Consider the following 17729-nt stretch of genomic DNA (forward strand, 5'->3'; position numbering starts at 1 on the left):
AGCGCACGCCTATGACCGCGCGCCCCAAGATTCTCACCGTCTTCGGCACCAGGCCCGAAGCGATCAAGCTCTTCCCGCTCGTACATGCCTTGCAGGCGGACGAGCGGTTCGAGAGTCGCGTTTGCGTTTCTGCGCAGCATCGCGGGATGCTCGACCAGGTGCTCGATATCGCGGGGGTGTCGCCCGACCACGATCTCGACCTGATGACGCCGGGCCAGACGCTCGACGAGCTCACCGCTCGTGCGCTTACGGGCATCGGCAAGGTGCTCGACGAAGAACAGCCCGACTGGGTGGTGGTGCAAGGCGATACGACGACTGTCATGGCAGGCGCGATCGCTGCCTACTACCGCAAGATACCGGTCTGCCACGTCGAGGCGGGGCTCAGGAGCGGGAACATCCATCATCCGTGGCCCGAAGAGGTCAATCGCAGGGTCGTGGGCACCTTCGCCGCGCTACACTGCGCGCCGACCGAAACCAGCGCGGCGGCGCTGCTCAAGGAGAACGTCGATCCTGCCAGCGTCCACGTCACGGGCAATACGGTGATCGACGCGCTCAAATGGGTGACCGCGCGCATCGAAGAGGAGCCTTCGCTTGCCTCGGGCCTCGCCGATCTCGAGACGCGTTTCGCAGGCAAGCGCATCATCGGCATGACAAGCCACCGACGCGAGAACTTCGGCGATGGCATGGAAAATATTGCCAATGCGGTTAAGGAGATTGCACAACGTGATGACATTGCGGTTATCTTTCCCGTGCATCTCAACCCCAACGTTCGCGCCGTGATGAATGAACAGCTCGCGGGGCTCGACAATGTCGCGCTGATCGAACCGCTGGATTATCCGCATTTCGCGCGCCTCCTCGACATCAGCCATCTCATGCTCACCGATAGCGGCGGCGTGCAGGAAGAAGCGCCCGCCCTCGGCAAGCCGGTGCTGGTCATGCGCGAGACGACCGAACGGCCCGAGGGCGTGGAGGCGGGTACGGCAAAACTGGTGGGGACCGATGCCGACACCATCGTGCGCGAGACCTTGCGCCTGCTCGACAACGATGATGCCTATGCCGCCATGGCGCGGGCACACAATCCGTTCGGGGATGGCCACTCTTCACAACGCATCTGCGACCTGCTGGCGAAAGCCTGACACAGCGTCACTGGTAAATTTACCCTCGTCGGCTAGGCAGGCGGGGAAATTGGGACGGGAATCACAGTTACAATGCGCGGCGACATCAAACCGGAAGTCTGTGTCATCGGACTTGGCTATATCGGCCTGCCCACGGCGGCGATCATCGCGAGGGCGGGGTGCCCCGTTCATGGCGTGGACGTGACGCAGAATGTCGTCGACACGATCAATCGCGGCGAAATCCATATCGAGGAAGTCGATCTGGACGGTCTCGTCCAGGCGGTAGTTCAGCGCGGCCTGCTCAAGGCCTCCACCGAAGTCGCCCCGGCCGACGTCTTCGTCATCGCCGTGCCCACGCCCTTCGCCAAGGATGGCAACCACACGCCGGATACGTCCTATGTCATGGCTGCGGCGAAAAACGTCGCGAAGGTCCTCAAGAAGGGTGACGTGGTGATCCTCGAATCCACCTCGCCCGTCGGTACGACTGAGGCCATGCGCGATGCGATGGCGGCCGAGCGGCCCGATCTCGCCATGCCCGGCCTAACGGACGGACAGCCCGACGTCAGCCTCGCCTATTGCCCGGAGCGCGTGCTGCCGGGCAAGATCCTGGAGGAGTTGACGCATAACGATCGCTCGATCGGCGGCATCACCCCGCGCTGTGCTCGCAAGGCGCTGGCCTTTTACAAGCGCTTTGTGAAGGGCGAATGCGTCACTACCGATGCGCGCAGCGCGGAAATGACCAAGCTGGTCGAAAACAGCTTCCGCGACGTGAATATCGCCTTCGCCAACGAGCTTTCCATGATCGCCGACAAGCAAGGGCTCGACGTGTGGGAAGTGATCCGCCTCGCCAACCGGCACCCGCGCGTGAACATCCTCACCCCCGGCCCCGGTGTTGGCGGGCACTGCATCGCGGTCGATCCGTGGTTCATCGTCCATGGGGCGCCCGAAGAAGCGAAGATCATTCGCCAGGCGCGCGAGACCAATGACGCGAAAATGCATCACGTCCTCGCCCGCGCGAAGTCACTGGTAGAGGCGAACCCGGGAGCGAAAATCGCCTGTCTCGGTCTCGCCTTCAAGGCGAATATCGACGATTTCCGCGAAAGCCCGGCGCGCTATGTCGCAGCCAGCCTCGCGCGAGAATTCGGCGAGCGCGTACAGGTGGTCGAGCCCTATGCGGGCGAGCTGCCGAAGGAATTCGACGGGACGGGTGCCGAGCTGGTCGATATCGACACGGCGCTCGAGGAAAGCGATGTCCTCATCACGCTGGTCGACCACGATGTCTTCAAGGTGATCCCGCCCGAAGAGCGGCAAGGCAAGGCCGTCTACGACACGCGCGGCATCTGGCCCGACGTCACCTGACCTATTTGTCGAGCGCGATATCCGGCGCGTCTTCCTGCTTCATGCCGACGACGTGATAGCCGGCATCGACATGGTGCGTCTCGCCGGTCACGCCCGATGACAGGTCGGACAGGAAATAGAGGCCCGATCCGCCCACGTCCTCGATCGTGACGTTGCGACGCAGGGGCGAATTGTATTCGTTCCACTTCAGGATGTAGCGGAAGTCGCCGATGCCGCTGGCCGCCAGCGTCTTGATCGGTCCGGCGCTGATTGCGTTCACGCGGATGTTTTCCGGGCCGAGGTCGTTGGCGAGATACTGCACGCTGGTTTCGAGCGCCGCCTTGGCCACGCCCATCACGTTGTAATGCGGGATGACCTTTTCCGCGCCGTAATAGGTCAGCGTCAGGATGCTGCCGCCGTTCGGCATCATCTCGCGCGCGCGCTTGGCAACCGCGACCAGCGAATAGGCGGAGATGTTCATAGTCATCAGGAAATTGTCGAGGCTGGTGTCGACATATTTGCCTCGCAGTTCGCTCTTGTCCGAAAATCCGATCGCATGGACGACGAAATCGATCGTGTCCCAACGCTCTTTCAGCGTGTCGAAGGCGCTATCGAGCGCATCCATATCCGAAACGTCGCATTCGAAGGTGAAGTCGCTTCCCAGCTGTTCCGCGAGCGGGCCGACGCGCTTCTTCAAAGCCTCGCCCTGATAGGAAAACGCCAGTTCCGCGCCTTCTTCGCGCAGCTTCTTGGCGATGCCCCATGCCAGCGACTTGTCGTTGGCGAGACCCATGATCAGTCCGCGCTTGCCCCGCATCAGTGAGCCCATAGCTACCTTCCTTCCTTCGATCTTCAATCCGTCTGTGCTGCGGTTTCTGCCTCGCCTTCTTCGCCCAGTTCTTCTTCCTCGGGCGTTTCGGCAAGCGCCGCATTCAATTCCGCGCCGATAACCACACCAAGCCCGACAAGCCAGAAAAAGAACAGCGCGATCATGATCCCGGCAAGGCTGCCGTAGGTCAGGTTGTAGGTGAAGAAGCTGCGCAGCACGATCGGCATCAGCGTGGTGACTAGGATCCACCACAAGGTAGTGAACAGCACACCCGGCCATTTCGGATAGCGACGGTGGCGATAATGCGACGGGGTGAGCGAATAGAAGATCATGTAAAGCGAGCCGAACAGGCCGATCGCAGGCAGGATGCGCGAAATCCTGAGGTCGGTGATGTAGCTGACGAGCTGCGGGAAATAGGCCTCGATCACTTGCTGCGCCGCGCCGATGACGACCTGTGCGAGCAGCGAGAGCATCAGCAGCAGGACGGCGCCGATGATGACGCCGGTCGAGAATATCCGGTATTTCCAGAATGCCTTGGTCATCTTGGTCCCATAGGCCCGGCGCAGGATGTCGCGGATAGTTTCGACGAGACTGCCGACGGTCCACAGGGCGACCAGGGCACCGGCCCATAGCAGCCAGCCGCTGCGCGCCTCGATCACGTCGCGCGCAACCGGTTCGATCACATTGCCGACCATCGGGGGAAGGGCGACAAGGACAGCGTTGATCGTTGCCGCCCGCTCCGCCTCCTCGCCGAACAGCGAAAATATCGCTGCGCCCAGGATGAAGAAGGGGAAGATCGACAGCATCGCCAGGTAGGCGAGATTGCCCGCATGGATGAAGCCATCGTTGAACGTGCCGACGGCGGTGCGCTTCAGGACCTGGAAGAATTGCGTGCCGGGACCGACTCGCTTGGCCACACGGCCGCGCAATGTGGCCGCCTCCTGCCGCCTCGCCTCCGGAGAGAGCGACCGTACCTCGCGCTCTTCAGGCTGCGGAAGCGGATGATGTACCAAAGGCCCTATACCCCGAGTTTGCTCCGTGGGTCGCTTTCGTCCTTCCACCCATCGAGACGCTTGGCAAGTTCGCCGAGGTCGCCGGGAAGCTGGATTTCGAGCGTCACGAGCTGGTCGCCGCGGCTGCCGTCCTTCTTGGAAAAACCTTTGCCCTTCAGGCGCAGGACCGATCCGCCGCTGGTGCCGGCCTTGATGGTCATCATGACCGGACCATCGACCGTGGGCACGCGGACCTTGGCTCCGTTCACCGCTTCATCGAGCGTGATCGGCAGGTCGAAGCGCACATCGTCGCCCTCGCGCTTGTAGAGCTTGTGCCGGTCGATACGGATCGTGACGAGCCCGTCACCCGCGCCGCCCGGACCCTGTTCACCCTTGCCCTTGAGACGCATCTGCGTGCCGTCCTCGACACCCTTGGGAAGCTTCAGGTCGATGGTCTTGCCGTCGGCCAGCGTGATGCGCTGGTCCTTGAGCGAGGCCGCATCGGTGAAGGGGACGCGCAGGGTATAGGCTATGTCGGCGCCCTTGGGCGGTGGCGCACGGCGCCCGCCGAACGGATCGCCGCGACCGCGCGAGCTTGTACGCCCGCCGCCGAACAAGCCTTCGAAAATATCGCCCAGATCGACGTTTTCTTGGCTGAAGCCCTGGAAGTCCTCGGCCCGGAAGCCGCGCTGGCCGCCTGGGTGGCCGCCGCCGCCGAATCCGCCACCCATGCCGCCGAACGGATTGGTCGGATTGCCCTCGGCATCGATCTCGCCCCGGTCGAACTGGGCCCGCTTGTCCTTGTCCGACAGCAGGTCGTAGGCGTTGGTCACTTCGCTGAAGCGCTCGGCCGCCTTGGGGTTGTCCTTGTTGCGATCGGGATGAAGCTCCTTGGCGAGCTTGCGATATGCGCTCTTGATATCCTTTTCGGATGCAGAGCGCGGGACGCCAAGGGTGGAATAGGGATCGGCCATAGCGTGTTAGCTAGGTGCAACACGTTGTCCGCGCAAGCGGAGAGGCTTTCCTACGGACGAAGCGGGATATAGGGAACGCGTCATGCACCGCTTCAACCATCCTCATCCCCGCGAAGTTCCGCCATTCTGCGGCCAAACGCGCGGGCGAGGTTTTTTGCCCCAGGACTGTGTTCCACCCGTTCCACTCTGTAGGACTGCCCGATGAGCGACAGCGAAAGCGCGATTCCCGTCACCGATCCGTTCACCCTGTTCGAAGAATGGTTCGGAGAGGCGAAGGCGAGCGAGCCGAACGATCCCAATGCCATGGCGCTCGCCACGGCCAGCGAAAGCGGCATGCCCTCGGTACGCATGGTGCTGCTGAAAGGACATGGCACGCATTGGGGTGAGGGCGGCGGGTTCGTGTTCTACACCAATGCCCAAAGCCGCAAGGGCGAGGAAATCCGTGCCAATATGCAGGCGTCGCTCCTCTTCCACTGGAAAAGCCTGCGCCGCCAGATCCGTATCGAGGGACCGTTACGGGAAGTGAGCAGCGAACAGGCCGATGCCTACTTCCATTCGCGTCCGCGCGTGTCGCAGATCGGTTCGGCGGCCTCCGACCAGTCGCGGCCGCTGCCCGACCGGCAGGTCTATCTCGACCGTGTGGCCGCGCTCGAGGAGCGCTATCCGGAGGGCGACATCCCGCGTCCGCCGCATTGGACCGGCTTCCTGCTGACGCCGACCGCGATCGAGTTCTGGCAGGACCGCCAGTACCGCCTGCATGACCGCCGCCGCTTCACGCGGCCAGCGCCGACCGATGGCTGGTCCAACACATTGCTCTATCCATGAGCACCGATCGCGCCCGCCTCGCACGCTCCGCCGCGCTCGCTTCGATCAGCGTTGCCGTCATCCTCGTGGCGCTCAAGACCTGGGCGACCTGGAAAACCGGTTCGACGGCCATGCTCGGCAGTCTTGCCGATTCCGCGCTCGACCTTATCGCCAGCCTCGCCACGCTGACCGGCGTGTGGATCGCCTCGCAGCCGGCGGACGAAGACCATCGCTTCGGCCACGGCAAGGCAGAGGCGCTCGCGGCGATTTTCCAGGTCATGCTTATCTCCCTGTCGGCGTTCGGCATCGCCACTCGTGCCATCCTTCAATTCGCCGAAGGCCAGCCGACGCAGGCCGCGGCAGAGGGGATCGGAGTCTCGCTGATCGCGATCGCCCTGACCTTCGCGCTCCTGTGGTGGCAACGCTACGTGATGAGCCGGACGCGCAGCCTGGCGATCCAGACCGACCACCTGCATTATAAGTCCGATCTCTTCCTCAACCTCGCGGTGATTGCGGCCTTGGTGCTCGACCAGTTCGTGGGGCTGAGCGGCGCGGACCCGGCCTTCGGTCTCGCCATCGCGGCGTGGCTGGCCTGGGGCGCCTTCAACGCCGCGCGCGATGCGGTGGACGATCTGATGGACCGCGAATGGCCCGAGGAAAAGCGCCTTGCTTTCGTTGAAGCGGCGGCGAAGCATCCCGAATTGTCGAACCTGCACGACCTGCGCACGCGTACCAGCGGGCACCGTGATTTCGTGCAGTTCCACGTGGACCTGCCCGGCACCATGACGGTCGAAGAGGCGCACGACATCATCGAGCGAGTCGAAACGGATCTGTGCCGCCAGTTCCCTGACATGGAACTGCTGATCCACATCGATCCCGAAGGCCATATCGACGAACCGGGCAATCCGCTGGTCGAGGAGAACGAATTCGATCGTCTGGGAGGCGAAAAGTGACAGCACTCGAATACTGGCATGTGGATGCGTTTGCGGACGCGCCGTTCAAGGGGAACCAGGCGGCTGTGATGCCGCTGGAGGCGTGGCTGCGCGATGATGTCCTGCAGGCCATCGGGGAAGAGAACAACTTCGCCGAGACCGCCTTCGTCATTCCCGATGCGAGCGGGCAGGCGGATTACGAGTTGCGCTGGTTCACACCGACGGAGGAAGTGCGCCTGTGCGGTCATGCGACGCTGGCGAGCGGTCATGTGCTGCTGTCGAAGAGCGGCGAGGACCGCGTTACCTTCCGCACGCGCAAGGCCGGGTTGCTGGAGGTACGCAAAAGCAGTCCTGGCTACGAGCTCGGCCTGCCGCTGATCCCGACAGAACGCGGGTCATGGGATGATGCCGTGTCGCTGCTGGGTGCACAGCCGCAGGAAGTCTGGCTCAATCCCGAAGGCTACGGCGTCTATCTTTACGATAGCGAAGCGGCAGTGCGCGCGATCGAGCCGGATATGCGCGGGCTCAAGGCGCTCGGGAACGACCAGTTCATCTGTACGGCACGCGGGAGCGATACCGATGTCGTGAGCCGTGTCTTCGTTCCAGGCGGCGGCGTCGACGAGGACAGTTTCACAGGCTCGGCCCATGCCGCGCTGACATGGTTCTGGACCGAGAAGCTCGGCCGCGACAGCTTCACCGCCTTCCAGGCTTCGCAGCGCGGCGGCCATGCGACCTGCCGCCGCGAGGGGGAGCAGGCATGGCTCTCGGGCGATTGCGTCACGGTGGTGAAGGGAGAGTTCTACCTGCCCTCGGCGGGATAGAGCTCGATAATATCGGCCAGTTGCTGCAGCATCGCCTTGCGCTCTGCCGCGTCGGAATGGCCAAGGCGAACCACGGTCAGCCCCTGCTCGGGCGAGACGAAGACGTACTGTCCCATGTGCCCGATCATCGAGAACGCGCTTTGCGGAGCGCGATTTGGGAATAGCGGGTGCTCGCCCGCGCCATTGGGCCGGTTGAGCCAGGTTTGCAGACCATAATGCGGCGAGACGGGGCTGGACTTCACCATCTCGTCCACCCAGCTGCGTGGCACCAGTTGCTCGCCGCGATGCGAGCCTTTGCGGCGCAGGAGCTCGCCCAGCTTCGCCCAGTCGCGGGCGTCGGCATGCATCAGGCTACCCCCGATCAGCGTGCCGGCGCGGTCGAATTCGAGGAGCATGGAATCCATGCCCAGCGGATCGAACAGGCGGGCGTGGAGATAGTCCCTTACGGCGCGGCGTCGCTCGTCGGGATCGGCGCTTTCGGTAAGTGCACGCGCAGCAATGTCGGCAAGGATGACCGTCGTGTTCGAGGAGTATTCGAACCTTTCGCCCGGCTCCGCTTCCGGCGGCTGGGCCGTCGCGAAACCCGCCATGTCGTCGCGTTCTTCGAGGAAGAGCATACGCACTTCGCTGCTCTCGTAGGGCGGGTCGCCCGCCTCTGTGTGCTCGAGGCCCGAGCGCATCTGGAGCAGGTGACGCAGCGTGATGTCGGCGCGCGGATCGCCGCTCCGTTGCCAGCGTGGCACCGGCGCCGGGGCGTCTAGACGAAGCAGTCCGTCACCGACCAACTGGCCGATCAGCATCGCGGTTACGGTCTTCGCCATGGACCAGCTGACGAAACGCGTATCCGCATCGTAGTCTTCGCCATAGCGTTCCGCCGCGATCTTGCCGTCGTGCATGACGATGAGCGCACGGGTATCGCCAAGTCCTTCCATCTCGAACAAATCGTCGATTTCGCGCGCCAGAGCCTTGCGCGGAGCGCCTGCTTTGTCCGTCACCGCCGCAAGCGCTTCCTCGCTCAGCGGCGGCTCCTCGGCCGGTCCCGGGCCGCCGCAGGACGCGAGGCTTGTAGTGGCAAGGACAAGGGCGATAAGGGAGCGCGACCGCAGAATCATACGCACGCACTCGCACGGGGAAACCGCTCTCGCAATGGCGAAAAATCGCTCACTTCTATCCAGCCGCTGGCTATGGCTACTGATCCTCGTCGCGCTGCTGGCAGGCGGACTATGGCTCGCTTGGGGCGACAGCGTGAGGCGAACGGCCGAAGCAGGCACTGCTTACGGTGCTCGCGTTGCATGCTCTTGCAGGTTTGTCGCTGGACGCAGCCTTTCGGACTGCGCGAAGGACAAGCTCGAGGGCATGGAATTCGTGATGCTGAGCGAAAATACGGACTCGATGACCGTGACCGCCAGCGTCCCCTTGATCGCTTCCGATACGGCGACTTACCGTGAAGGCTACGGCTGCATCCTCAAGGAATGGGACCGCTGATCAGGCGGTCAGGCGCTCGGTCTCGTCGATCCAGCCGCCGCCGATGACTCGCTCGCCGACATAGATGACGGCCGCCTGTCCGGGTGCCACACCAAATTCCGGCTGCGCGAAACGTATCGTGGTCGACACTCCGTCGCCGAACGACCCTTCGAGCGTCACCGGAACCGGCTTTGCCATACTGCGCACCTTGGCCGTTAGACCTGCATCCGGAACCGGTCCGATCCGGTTCGTCTCGATGATCGTGGCGCTCGACACCGCCAGCATTCGCTTCGGGCCGACGAGGACGCGGGCCGCTTCGGCATCGATACCCACTACGTAGAGCGGCTCCGGCTGGCCGCCGATATCGAGGCCTCGCCGCTGGCCGACGGTGTAATGGATGACGCCCTGATGCTTGCCGAGCACTTCGCCTGTCGCAGCGTGCACGATCTCTCCGGGAGCTGCGCCTTCTGGCCGCATCTTCTTCACGATCTTGGCATAATCGCCGTCCGGCACGAAGCAGATGTCCTGGCTGTCGGGCTTGGCCGCATTGCGCAGGCCAGCCGCTTCGGCCAGCTCGCGCACTTCCGCCTTCGGCAATCCGCCGAGCGGGAAGCGCAGGTAGGCCAGCTGATCCTGTGTAGTCGCATACAGGAAGTACGACTGGTCGCGGGCGGGATCCACCGCGCGGTGCAACTCGCTGCCTGCCGGCCCCATGACGCGGCGGACGTAATGCCCGGTGGCGAGGCAGTCAGCGCCGAGCTCGCGCGCCATGGCAAACAGATCGGTGAACTTGGGCCCCATGTTGCAACGGATGCAGGGCACCGGCGTGCGCCCGGCCAGGTATTCGTCCGCAAACGCCTCGACCACATCTTCGCGAAAGGCGCTTTCATGGTCGTAGACATAATGGGCAATGCCGAGGCGATCGGCGACGGCGCGCGCATCGGCGATGTCGTCGCCCGCGCAGCATGCGCCCTTCCGCCCTGTGGCGGCGCCATAATCGTAAAGCTGGAGGGTAATCCCGATGACCTCGGCCCCGCTCTTTGCAGCGAGGGCGGCCACGACAGATGAATCGACGCCGCCCGACATCGCCACGACGATGCGGCATTCGTTTGCAGGACGAGGCAGGTCGAAAAGATCGGCCGCAGCGGCCGGTTCGAGGAGGCGGGATTCGGGCATGGCGCGCCCCATACACGCCCTCGCGCTGCATCTCCACCATTTACGGTTTTGCGCCGGAGCCGATGCTTCACAGTCTCTTTACCATAGCGCGCTATTCAGGATGGCATGTTTGAGGGGCACATCAACAGGAAGACTTTCGTCGAGGGACGCGAAAGCGAGGTTTTGCAGCGGTTTCGCTGGACCGAGCTCGTCGCGCGCCTGGAGGCGACTCGCGAACTGCGGGCTGAACTTGCCAAGGGTTCGGTCGGCGGCTTCGAAGCCTTCGGCGAAGTTCGGCGCGAAAACTGCGAAAATGGTAAAAGCGCCATTAACCACGCTGATTTAGTGCATGGCAAAGTAGCTGGGCTAAACCCTTCTCGAGCCGCAAATGGTGCGGTGCATGGCGACAAAGAGAAATAGATGATCGAGAACCAGGACATCCGCCCTGCACAGGTAATCGGCCCGCTCGGCGAGCCGCTGACCTTGAAGGACCTTCCGTCGCCCAAGACGAAGCGCTGGGTCGTGCGCCGCAAGGCCGAGGTGGTGGCTGCCGTTAACGGCGGGCTGCTGACCATCGACGAGGTGCTCGAACGCTACGGGCTCACGCTGGAAGAGTTCGCCTCTTGGCAGCGGGCGGTCGATCGCTCCGGTATGCAGGGCCTGCGCGTCACCCGCATCCAGCACTATCGCGATCTCTACGAGCGCCAATTCAAGTACTGAGCGGTTCCGACCGCGGGAACCAATCCCGAATCCATTCGCTTTCCGAATATCCCCTCTCCGCCATGCGTTGTGGGGTTCTTCCGTCATTTTGCCTCTTTCGAGGGGAGGGCGACGGCAAATAACAGGAGGAAATTCAATGGGTTGGATTATCGCACTTATCGTCGGTGGTATTGCCGGCTGGCTCGCAAGTCTCGTGATGAACCGTGATGCCTCGATGGGCATTTTCTGGAACATCGTGGTCGGCTGCGTGGGTTCGGTCCTCGGAAACCTGATCGCTGGCCCGCTGCTCGGCGTTACGGGAAGCGTCCAGGAATTCTCGCTCACTGGCCTCATCATCGCAGTTGTCGGCGCAGTCGTACTGCTCGGCATTGCAAACCTAGTGCAGCGTGGCCGGGTCCGGTAACACCTGCATCGATACCAAAGTTTCTTGAGGGCGGCGGGGCAACTCGCCGCCCTTTTGTCTGTCCGTTCGTCAGGCAGGGTCGCCTATTCATAGAGAGCGGCATTGCCCTGATCGATGCGCGCTCCTAGTGCGGAAACGCGCAGTCTTGCGCATTGTGATTTACTCGACTAATACAGTGGCCGAGTGAAGAGGTTGCGACCGACCGGGGCGAGCGAATGAATTACGAAACCGAAATCAAATCCGACCTTGGTGATGCCTCGGATGCAAAGTTCGAAGAGCAGGGCGGTTTCGCACGCTTCACGACCGGCAAAGCCCGCTGGGTGATCGCTGCGATCCTTATCCTGGCTGCAGTTATCGGCGGATACATGCTGATGTCCGGCGGCGAAACGGCGGCCGACGACAATCGCGAAGCGCAGGCGCCGTCGATAAGCGTCATTGCGCCTGGCCGCACCACCGTCACAGGAGAAATAACGGCGACGGGCACGCTCGCTGCGCGCCGGGAAATGCCGGTGGGTGTCGTAGGCGAGGGTGGCCGGGTTGTTTCTGTGCCGGTCGAGCAGGGGAGCTGGGTGCGCCAAGGCCAGGTCCTTGCCGTCATCGACCGCTCCGTCCAGACACAGCAGGCGCAGAGCGCTGCCGCTCAAATCCAGGTTGCCCAGGCCGATGCCAATCTGGCCCAGGCCAATCTCGACCGTGCGTTGCAACTGGTCGAGCGCGGCTTCGTTTCCAAGGCCGATGTCGATCGCCTGACTGCGACGCGTGATGCGGCTGTCGCCCGTGTCCGTGTAGCGCAGGCATCCTTGCGTGAGCTGCAAGCGCGTAATGCGCGCCTTAATATTGTCGCCCCCAGTGCAGGACTGATACTCGAACGCAATGTCGAGCCTGGCCAGACGGTCAGTGGTGGATCGCAGCCGCTTTTCCGCATCGCCAAGGGTGGTGAAATGGAAATGCTCGCACGTCTTAGCGAAGACGATTTGGCCCGCCTTTCGCCGGGCGAGACTGCCGAGGTTACCCCGGCCGGCTCCGACAAGACATTTTCGGGCCAGATCTGGCAGCTTGCGCCGACTATCGATGCGCAGGACCGCCAGGGTACCGCCCGCATTGCGCTTCCTTACGCACCCGAATTGCGTCCCGGCGGCTTCGCTACCGCAACGATTTCAAGCGGGACGCTCGTCGCGCCCATCCTACCCGAAAGCGCCGTCCTGTCCGATCGCGAGGGCGACTATGTCTTCGTCATCGATGGCGATAACAAGGCCGTGCGCCGCAGCGTCACCACCGGTGAAGTTACCTCACGGGGCATCGTCATCTCGCAAGGTCTGACAGGTTCGGAAAAGGTCGTTCTGCGAGCTGGGGGCTTCCTCACTGAAGGCGAGACCGTGGTTCCCGAGCTGGTCAAGCAAGGCGGAGAATAAGCGCGTGAATTTCCGCAATATTTCCGCTTGGTCAATTCGCAATCCAGTCATTCCGCTGGTTGCTTTCACGGCTCTCCTGCTGGCGGGTCTGATCAGCTTTGCCCGCATGGATGTGGTGAACAATCCGGATATCGAATTTCCTGCGGTCAACGTGACGATTTCGCAGCCCGGTGCCGCGCCGACAGAGATCGAGAACCAGATTACGCAGCGTGTGGAATCCGCGGTGCGCTCCATCAACGGGGTGGCTTCGCTCAACTCGACGGCGCGCGAGGGTAGCTCGAATACCTTTATCGAATTCGAGATCGGCACCGATCCGAACGATGCGGTCGCAGAAGTAAAGAACGCGGTCGACCAGGTCCGCGGCAGCCTGCCCGACGGCATTCTAGAGCCCAGGATCACCAAGGAAGAGATCTCCGGCGGGTTCCTCGCAATTTATGCTGTCGAAGCCGACGACATGACCATCGAGGGTCTAAGTTGGTTCATCGACGACACCGTCGCGAAGCGATTGCTCGGCATCGAAGGCATGGCGGAGGTCAATCGTTTCGGCGGCGTCAATCGCGAGATTGAGGTCATTCTCGATCTTCCGCGTATGCAAGCGCTTGGCGTAACGGCCAGCCAGATCAACAGTGTACTGCGTCAGAATAATCTCGATGCAGCAGGCGGCATGGCCGAGGTGGGGGGGACGCGTCAGTCCGTCCGTGTTCTCGGCAATAATGCCAGCGCATTCGAGCTTGGCGAGCGGCAAATCCAGCTCGGCGGTGGCCGCACGGTGAAGCTTTCCGATGTGGCAACGGTGCGCGACGGCTTTTCCGAACGCACTTCGATCAGCAGGGTGCGCGACAAGGAAGTCGTCAATTTCGCAATGTCCCGTGCCAAAGGGGCGTCGGACGTCACCGTGTTCGAAGAAGCTCTCGTCCAGATCAAAGAGATTGAGGCCGCCAATCCGGGCGTGAAATTCATCCCGCTCTTCAACACCGTCAAATACACGAAAGATCAATACGACAGCGCCATGGCAGCCATGATCGAAGGCGCTATCCTGGCAGTTGTCGTCGTCTTCTTCTTCCTGCGCGACTGGCGCGCGACGGCGATTTCCGCGGTTGCGATCCCGCTTTCCGCCATTCCCACGTTCTGGTTCATGGACCTGCTCGGGTTCAACCTGAACCAATTGTCATTGCTTGCCTTGGCGCTCGTGGCCGGGGTCTTGGTCGACGACGCTATCGTCGAGATCGAAAATATCGTGCGCCATATGCGCATGGGTAAGAGCGCGTACCAAGCATCTATCGACGCAGCAGACGAAATCGGCCTGCCGGTCGTCGCAACCAGTTTCTGTATTGTCGCGGTCTTTTTCCCGGTCGGCGCGATGCCCGGTATCTCGGGACAGTTCTTCAAGAATTTCGGCTTCACCGTCGTGGTCGCTGTGCTGATGTCCCTGGCCGTGGCGCGCATGATCACGCCGATGCTCGCGGCCTACTTCCTCAAAGCGAAGGGCCAGCAGTCGCATGGCGAAGGCCCCATGATGGACCGGTATATGGACGTGCTTCGCTGGTCTCTCGACCGGGGCAAGATGTATGCGGCCCGTGATGGCATTGAGAGCCCCCGTCGCAGGTGGCTCTATGCGATTGGCTTGCTAGGGGTCGTCCTCCTGACCTTGGCGCTATCTGCTTTCGCGACCTTCTCGGTATCCGGCATGCTTTCCGGTCTGGATCTGGTCGATGCGGTGGTCGGTTCGGACGACGGCTTCTTTGCCGGGCTTGTGTCGCGCCTCATTGAGCTATTGCAGCTTGTGGCATCGCTAGGTGCCGGCTTCCTCGCGATACTTGCCCTGTTCGCAGTTCTCGGGCTGGTCGTGCGCTTCTGTGGCCAGAAAATCAGGGACGGCTGGCAGTATATGCGCGCGCGCTTCCTCGATCATCGCGTCTGGATGCTGGGCGTCGGTTACTTCTCGCTGCTGCTGACCATCCTGCTCTTTTCGATCACTCCAGCCCAATTCCAGCCGGTGATCGATGATGAGAACAGCCGCGTCGAGATCGAGATGGTGCCTGGCACCACGCTCGAAACGACAGAGCGGGTCGTCGATCAGGTAGCGGACATTCTCTACGAGCAGCAGGAAGTCGAACTCGCTCTTGAGCGCGTGCGCGAAGGGCAGGCGACGCTTTACGTGACGCTTCGTCCGGACCGTGAACGGACTTCGATCGAATTCGAGCGCGCAATTGCCCCGGTCTTTGCGCAGATCCCCGATGCCCGCGTTCGATTCGCATCGCAATCGGGCGGCTTCGGTTCCGGCCGCGACATGACCGTCATGCTCGCCGGCTCGGATCCGGAATTGCTGAACGAGACGGCCGCCACCCTCGTCGAGCAAATGAAAGGCATTGATTCGCTGATTGCGCCCCGGATCAGCGCCGACATCAACCGGCCTGAAATCCTGGTCACGCCACGTGAGAATATTGCCGCAGAGCTGGGCGTTTCTACCATCGCGCTCAGTCAGGCGATCCGCATTGCGACCATGGGTGAAATCGAGCAGAATGCAGCGAAGTTCTCGCTGTCCGATCGCCAGATCCCGATCAGGGTTAAGTTGCCCGAGCAATCGCGCGAGAACCTCGACACGATCAAGAACCTCCCGGTGCCGACGGCGTCGGGCGGCTCCGTGCCCTTGTCGCGCGTCGCCGAAATCTCCTTTGGATCGGGTCCCACGGCTATCCAGCGCTATAACCAGAACCGCCGTGTGCTGGTCGGCGCCGATCTCGCCCAGGGCGTCGTCAAGGGTGAGGCGCAGCAGGAAATCGACCAGTTGCCGATCCTGCAGGACTTGCCGCAAGGCGTCATTCGCGACGTGGTGGGCGAGGACGAATGGCAGCAGGAGCTGATTTCCAGCCTGCTCATCGCGATCATGTCCGGCGTGCTGCTGGTCTTCGCCGTGCTCGTCCTGCTGTACAAGCGCCTGATGAGCCCGCTGGTGAACATGACGTCTCTTGCGCTGGCTCCGCTCGGCGGCATCCTGCTCGTCTGGATGTTTGGCCAGCCGCAGTCCATGCCGGTCTACATCGGCATCCTTCTGTTACTGGGCATCGTGTCGAAGAACTCCATCCTGCTGATCGACTTCGCTATCGAAGAAATGGATCGCGGCACTCGCAAGCTGCACGCCATCATCGATGCCGGCCACAAACGCGCCCAGCCCATTGTGATGACCACTGTCGCCATGACCGCGGGCATGGTCCCCACGGCGCTTTCGGGCGTGCTTGGCTCGGGTGATGGCGCCTGGCGTGCCCCGATGGGCACTATGGTCATCGGCGGCCTCATCCTGTCCACCCTACTGACGCTGCTAATCGTCCCGGCAGGCTTCAGTCTCGCCGACGGTTTCGAGAAGCGCGCGGGACCATGGATGCGCAGGCGCTTCCTGACCTATCGCCCGGGCGATGACGGCAAGCCCGTCTCCGGTAACGCCCACGGAGAAGCCGGGATCGATCCGGCCGAGTGATCGTCGCCTGATTATGGCGGATGGACTAACTCCCCTTTCCGGAGCAACGGCGGGACAGATACCACCGGACCGTGCGCGCGCGATGCGGCGTGCCGCGACCGGCATGCTCGTCCTGATGGCCGCGATATTCATCCTCTCCGGCCGTTATCTGGCTGTGCACCCTGCATGGGGTTATGTGCACGCCTTTGCCGAGGCGGCAATGGTTGGCGGCCTCGCTGACTGGTTCGCGGTTACCGCGCTTTTTCGGCGTCCCCTGGGGCTTCCGATCCCGCACACCGCAATCATCCCGGAGAACAAGGATCGCATCGCCGATACCATGGCGGATTTCCTGCGCAGCAACTTCCTGACGCCGCAGGTGGTGGCGAGACGCATGGGCACCATGAATTTTGCCGGTGCCGTCGGCTCCTACCTCGCGGACCCAAAGGCTGCGCAGGATGTCCGTATACGCGCTGGCGCCGGGGACCTGGCCGTGGAAGTCCTCGAATCCCTCGATCCCGACCGGCTTGGCACTCAGGTGCGAAGCGGCATCGCTGCGCAGATCGAGAAGCTCGAGATCGCTCCGCTGCTCGGCGGAATGCTGGATGCGATGATCGCAGATGGCCGGCACAAACCGCTTATCGACAAGATCATTCGCTGGGCCGGCCTGGTCCTGGAAGACAATGAAGCGCTGGTCCGCGACATGGTGCACAAGCGCGCCAACGCCGTCCTGCGCTTTACCGGCCTGGACGAGCGGCTCGCGAATTCGGTCATCGATGGCCTTTACAAGCTCCTTGCAGAAGTGCTCGTCGATCCGGAACACCCGCTTCGCGACAAGATCGAGGAAGGGCTGGAAGAACTCGCCAAGGGCCTGCGCGAGGACCCGGAAATGCAGGAGCGGGTCGAGCGGTTGAAGGGCGAGCTCCTCACCAATCCCGCGATTGCGGATTGGTGGCAGGGCGTCTGGGAGCGGATCAGGGCAAGGTTGATCCGCTCGATCAAGGAGTCCGGCGGTGTCGGACCTTCCTATCTCGGCGAAACCCTGGGCGAGCTTGGCGCTGCTTTGCGCGATGACCACCGGCTCCAGCTACAGGTCAATCGCTTTGCACGCCGCACTGCCGTGGGAATCTCGACGCGTTACGGCGACCAGATCGTGCAGCTGGTGTCCGAAACCGTCCGCCGCTGGGATGCCACGACCCTGACCGACCGTGTAGAAGGCGCAGTCGGCCGCGATCTCCAGTTCATCCGGATTAACGGGACGCTCGTGGGCGGGCTCGTCGGCCTGACGATCCACGGGCTTTCGACGGTCCTGTTCTAAG

General features: G+C 62.6%; 17 protein-coding genes. 12 read left to right on the forward strand and 5 right to left on the reverse strand.

All coding sequences use genetic code 11. The annotated features are described in order from the left end of the window. Positions 1-11 precede the first annotated feature (11 nt). Complete coding sequence (gene wecB, locus GRI34_RS11120; protein ID WP_160595979.1) at positions 12-1136, forward strand: non-hydrolyzing UDP-N-acetylglucosamine 2-epimerase; 1125 nt, start codon at positions 12-14, stop codon at positions 1134-1136. A gap of 72 nt (positions 1137-1208) precedes the next feature. After that, positions 1209-2474, forward strand: a complete 1266-nt coding sequence (wecC, locus tag GRI34_RS11125; RefSeq protein WP_160595980.1) for a UDP-N-acetyl-D-mannosamine dehydrogenase — start codon at positions 1209-1211, stop codon at positions 2472-2474. 1 nt (position 2475) lies between these two features. Here wecC and fabI read toward each other — a convergent pair whose 3' ends face one another. From fabI to GRI34_RS11140, 3 genes are all read right to left on the reverse strand, one after another. After that, on the reverse strand, positions 2476-3282 hold the full coding sequence (gene fabI / locus GRI34_RS11130; protein WP_160595981.1) for an enoyl-ACP reductase FabI: 807 nt from the start codon (positions 3280-3282) through the stop codon (positions 2476-2478). 23 nt (positions 3283-3305) lie between these two features. Further along, a complete protein-coding gene (locus GRI34_RS11135; RefSeq protein ID WP_325065215.1) occupies positions 3306-4199 on the reverse strand; it encodes a YihY/virulence factor BrkB family protein in 894 nt (297 codons plus the stop codon). 101 nt (positions 4200-4300) lie between these two features. Then, positions 4301-5248, reverse strand: a complete 948-nt coding sequence (locus GRI34_RS11140) for a DnaJ C-terminal domain-containing protein (protein ID WP_160595983.1) — start codon at positions 5246-5248, stop codon at positions 4301-4303. 201 nt (positions 5249-5449) lie between these two features. Here GRI34_RS11140 and pdxH point away from each other — a divergent pair, with 201 nt between their 5' ends. Genes pdxH through GRI34_RS11155 form a run of 3 tightly spaced genes read left to right on the forward strand, consistent with a single transcriptional unit; the run spans position 5450 to position 7805 of the window. Further along, a complete protein-coding gene (gene pdxH, locus GRI34_RS11145) occupies positions 5450-6073 on the forward strand; it encodes a pyridoxamine 5'-phosphate oxidase (RefSeq protein WP_160595984.1) in 624 nt (207 codons plus the stop codon). Further along, entirely contained in the window at positions 6070-7005 is a 936-nt protein-coding gene (locus GRI34_RS11150; protein ID WP_160595985.1) for a cation diffusion facilitator family transporter, read from the forward strand. The genes pdxH and GRI34_RS11150 overlap by 4 nt, the downstream gene beginning before the upstream one ends. Continuing rightward, positions 7002-7805 (forward strand): PhzF family phenazine biosynthesis protein, encoded by an 804-nt coding sequence (locus tag GRI34_RS11155; RefSeq protein WP_160595986.1) that lies wholly within the window; start codon positions 7002-7004, stop codon positions 7803-7805. Before GRI34_RS11150 ends, GRI34_RS11155 begins: the two co-directional genes overlap by 4 nt. Here GRI34_RS11155 and GRI34_RS11160 read toward each other — a convergent pair. Then, positions 7784-8917 carry a serine hydrolase domain-containing protein gene (locus GRI34_RS11160; protein ID WP_160595987.1) on the reverse strand — a complete coding sequence of 378 codons (1134 nt, stop codon included), beginning with the start codon at positions 8915-8917 and terminating at the stop codon, positions 7784-7786. The genes GRI34_RS11155 and GRI34_RS11160 overlap by 22 nt on opposite strands. Before the next feature lie 34 nt (positions 8918-8951). Here GRI34_RS11160 and GRI34_RS11165 point away from each other — a divergent pair, with 34 nt between their 5' ends. Beyond that, positions 8952-9290 carry a hypothetical protein gene (locus tag GRI34_RS11165; protein WP_160595988.1) on the forward strand — a complete coding sequence of 113 codons (339 nt, stop codon included), beginning with the start codon at positions 8952-8954 and terminating at the stop codon, positions 9288-9290. On the opposite strand, the gene mnmA is transcribed toward GRI34_RS11165, so the two are convergent. Then, entirely contained in the window at positions 9291-10445 is a 1155-nt protein-coding gene (gene mnmA, locus GRI34_RS11170; RefSeq protein WP_160595989.1) for a tRNA 2-thiouridine(34) synthase MnmA, read from the reverse strand. A gap of 105 nt (positions 10446-10550) precedes the next feature. Between mnmA and GRI34_RS11175 the strand changes: the two genes are divergently transcribed. The 6 genes from GRI34_RS11175 to GRI34_RS11200 all read left to right on the forward strand — a co-directional run bounded on the left by GRI34_RS11175 (position 10551) and on the right by GRI34_RS11200 (position 17728). Further along, the gene (locus GRI34_RS11175; protein ID WP_160595990.1) at positions 10551-10844 is read left to right on the forward strand and encodes a hypothetical protein; all 294 of its coding nucleotides are present in this window, start codon (positions 10551-10553) and stop codon (positions 10842-10844) included. Next, positions 10845-11144, forward strand: coding sequence for a CtrA inhibitor SciP (sciP, locus tag GRI34_RS11180; RefSeq protein WP_090477161.1), 300 nt, complete (start codon positions 10845-10847; stop codon positions 11142-11144). A gap of 136 nt (positions 11145-11280) precedes the next feature. Further along, complete coding sequence (locus GRI34_RS11185) at positions 11281-11547, forward strand: GlsB/YeaQ/YmgE family stress response membrane protein (protein ID WP_160595991.1); 267 nt, start codon at positions 11281-11283, stop codon at positions 11545-11547. Between the two features lie 215 nt (positions 11548-11762). Further along, the gene (locus GRI34_RS11190) at positions 11763-12959 is read left to right on the forward strand and encodes an efflux RND transporter periplasmic adaptor subunit (protein ID WP_160595992.1); all 1197 of its coding nucleotides are present in this window, start codon (positions 11763-11765) and stop codon (positions 12957-12959) included. A 4-nt stretch (positions 12960-12963) separates the two neighbouring features. Beyond that, on the forward strand, positions 12964-16434 hold the full coding sequence (locus GRI34_RS11195) for an efflux RND transporter permease subunit (protein WP_160595993.1): 3471 nt from the start codon (positions 12964-12966) through the stop codon (positions 16432-16434). A gap of 82 nt (positions 16435-16516) precedes the next feature. After that, on the forward strand, positions 16517-17728 hold the full coding sequence (locus GRI34_RS11200; RefSeq protein WP_160595994.1) for a DUF445 domain-containing protein: 1212 nt from the start codon (positions 16517-16519) through the stop codon (positions 17726-17728). Position 17729 lies beyond the last annotated feature (1 nt).

Origin of the sequence: Qipengyuania aquimaris, assembly GCF_009827445.1 — a bacterium.
In the GTDB taxonomy this organism is placed as follows: Bacteria; Pseudomonadota; Alphaproteobacteria; order Sphingomonadales; family Sphingomonadaceae; genus Qipengyuania; species Qipengyuania aquimaris.